The sequence below is a fragment of the uncultured Rothia sp. genome (assembly GCF_937976295.1).
In the GTDB taxonomy this organism is placed as follows: Bacteria; Actinomycetota; Actinomycetes; order Actinomycetales; family Micrococcaceae; genus Rothia.
The window spans coordinates 1-2,281 of the sequence record NZ_CALJRY010000082.1; the positions used below are offsets into that span (position 1 = coordinate 1).

Genomic DNA, 2,281 nt, shown 5'->3' on the forward strand with positions numbered 1-2,281 from the left:
TAGTTTTCACTCACCTCCCCCTTGTCTGGGGGGTTATATCACTACTCACTCAAACACCCTATCCGGCGGGATGATTTCCCCGTCGGTGCCCTGGGTGTGCTGTGGTGCACCCAAAATCTTTACACACACTGCACTCTGTGCAGAGAACACGAAGGAGACCCCCGTGAAGATTCGTTCTGGCCTGCGTACTGCTGCTACTGGTGCCGCCCTGTCCCTGGCGACTATCCCTGTCGCCTCTACTGCTGCTCATGCTGAGGCTCTGCAGATGCCGAAGGCTGTCTGTGACGGTGCAGATACTATCCTCGGCGTCATCGCTGGCTTCGGCTTTGTGGCTGCTGTGGCCGGTATTATCCTCATCGGCATTAACCTGGTCATCGCGCATCGCCGTGAGGACGGCGGCTTTGTGCTGGGCGCGATCGCTAAGTGGGGTATTGGCGCGATTCTGATTGGTATTGCGGCTCCGCTCGCGAGCCTGTTTGTGAAGTCGACTCTGAACTGCGGCTAAAAGGGGGTTGTGATGGTACGTGAGGTCTTGAGGTCTCGCCGGTCGTCAATTTTTTTCATGGTGGGTGTGCTGGTGATTGCTGGCCTGCTTGCTGTGAAAGTTATTTTTTTCCCGGAGCAGTCGCGTGAGTCTGCTGCGCCGTCGGCGTCTGCGTCGGCTTCGCCGTCGTTGTCGGCGGTGGCGGCGTCGGCTGGGTCGGTGGGTGCTGATGGTCGTGCGGTGTGTGATGTGCCGGTTCCGGCGGGGAAGGAGTTTTCTGCTGAGGTCCCGGAAGATTACGTCTGGGAGCAGACCCCCTCGGGTGTCCATTACCCTGTGTCTGCTACGTATGGTCCGACGGTGCGTCAGGGCCGCATGGGCCAGTGCTTCGCGCATAATCCTACGGGCGCCGCCATGGCCGCTATTAATGCCCTCACCGTCGCAGGCAATCAGGAAATTCCGGCTGCTGACCGTCGAGCAATCTTCTCAAGCCGATACGCTGGCAAGCCTGACCCGTGGGAAGGTGAGGACGAAGATGTTTCTTCGGACGTCTCCGCAATGGTTTACGGGTTCGGCATCCAGGGGTATTCGACTGAGCGCGCCACTGTGAAGGTTTACACTCTCGCCCAGTCGAACACCGGGGAAACGGTTTCGGCGTGGATGCCTGTCCGCATGGTTTGGGAAAACGGCGACTGGCGTTTTGACTCAGAAAAGTCAGAGGTCGTGTTGGAAGTCGTCTCTGATGATTCTCAGAAGCCCGCTCAGCGGTTCACTGTTGATCCTGCAACGTTGAAGGAGTGGGGGTTTAAGCTATGACCGCCATTGATGCTGCAAAAAAAGCCTTCTGCACTGCTGCCCCAATCAACACCAAGGCTTGTGAATTGGCGATTGATCACGGCGGGGAAGAGCTCGCAAAGGCTGCTAAGGACCCCGCCGGATATGCTGTAAAAAAAATCACCGACGGCACCTTTAATCAAATCTTGGAGAGCTTCTGGAATGGCTCTGTAGCGATTTACCGCGATTTCATCACCTCCTGGCTGAAGGCCGGCCCTATCATTGATCCCCAGACCTCCTCCGCGTTCCAGTGGGGTACTGGCGTCGTCAATATCTTCACCTTCTTGGCGGTTACCATCGGCATCATGGTCGCCGGCGTCAAAATCGTCTGGGAGCAGCGCGGCGAGGACATCCGCTATGTGCTCTCCTCCCTGGGCCGTGTCATCCTCGTCTCCGGCATGGGTGTCGCCATCATCTCCCTGCTGCTGACGGCTAGTGACCAGGCTGCTGCCGCGATTCTCGAATCCAGCAATTGGAGCAGTCGGGACACGACAGCGATTCTGGGCGACCCAAGTAAGGCTGTCGCCGCGCTGGGCGCGATGCTGTTTTTGCCTGGCGCGATTATGGTCCTGGTCGTGATTGTGCAGTGGTGCATCATGATTCTCGTAGCAATCGCTACCCCGGTGCTGCTGATGTACTGGCCGGTGGCTGAGGGCATCACTTTCGCAGCTGGTGGCCGCGGGTTCTCCCGCGTCTCCAAATGGCTACTGGCGTTCATTTTGTTCAAGCCGACCGTAGCCGTGCTGTACGGGTTCGCCTTCCAGGAGCTCAAGGGTGGCGACGGTATCGGCGGTATTGTCACCGCGGTGTGTATTATCGCGATGGCTCCGTTTGCGTTGCCTGCCCTGTTGAAGATTGTGAACCCTGCTGCGGCGGGTACTGGTGCTGATGGTGCTGGTACTGCGTTGGCGGGTATGGCGGGTATGGCGGTTGGTGCTGCCGGTATGGCTGCTGGTGCGGCTA

General features: G+C 58.3%; 3 protein-coding genes. All 3 read left to right on the forward strand.

Annotated features, from left to right (window positions below; genetic code table 11):
- Positions 1–163 precede the first annotated feature (163 nt).
- Positions 164–505 carry a hypothetical protein gene (locus tag Q0216_RS02165; protein ID WP_298592557.1) on the forward strand — a complete coding sequence of 114 codons (342 nt, stop codon included), beginning with the start codon at positions 164–166 and terminating at the stop codon, positions 503–505.
- A gap of 12 nt (positions 506–517) precedes the next feature.
- A complete protein-coding gene (locus Q0216_RS02170) occupies positions 518–1,300 on the forward strand; it encodes a hypothetical protein (protein WP_298592559.1) in 783 nt (260 codons plus the stop codon).
- On the forward strand, positions 1,297–2,281 hold a 985-nt coding region (locus Q0216_RS02175), incomplete at its 3' end, for a hypothetical protein (protein WP_298592561.1). The genes Q0216_RS02170 and Q0216_RS02175, both read left to right, overlap by 4 nt.

What these genes read in the sequence shown, in the direction of transcription:
- Q0216_RS02170 (WP_298592559.1), top strand. Translation starts at nt 518, where the DNA reads ATGGTACGTGAGGTCTTGAGGTCTCGCCGGTCGTCAATTTTTTTCATG.